General features: G+C 64.7%; 1 protein-coding gene. It reads right to left on the bottom strand.

Annotated elements, in window-relative coordinates:
- Positions 1 to 371, bottom strand: a 371-nt coding sequence (locus V7082_RS10540) for a DUF2493 domain-containing protein (protein WP_334148298.1), incomplete at both ends; no start/stop codon positions are given.

Raw genomic sequence — 371 nt, 5'->3', positions numbered from 1 at the left:
TCGTTGCGCTTGAACGGCGCGGCCTTGGCGTGCTTCGTCCAGTCGGGCTTGAAGGCGATCTGCGGCACGTTGCGATGATCGGCCCAGCGTGCGGCGATGCGTTCGGCGCCCTTAGGGCTGCCGCCGTGCAACAGCACCATGTCCGGGTGCTTGGCGTGAACCTGATCGAGCTTGGCCCAGATGAGCCGATGATCGTTGAAGTCGAGTCCGCCGGTGAGCGCGATCTTCGAGCCCGCCGGAAGAAGGACTTCGTTCTTGGCGCGCTTCCTGGCAGCGAGGAAGTCGCGGCTGTCGATCATCGCCGAGGTCAGGTTGCGATGGTTGACCATCGATCCGCTGCGCGGCCGCCACGATGAGTTGGTGTGGCGTTC

Origin of the sequence: Hyphomicrobium sp., from assembly GCF_036833075.1 — a bacterium.
Lineage (GTDB): Bacteria > Pseudomonadota > Alphaproteobacteria > Rhizobiales > Hyphomicrobiaceae > Hyphomicrobium_C.
Note: the sequence above shows the minus strand (reverse complement) of the source record. Positions and strands in the feature narration are given on the sequence as shown.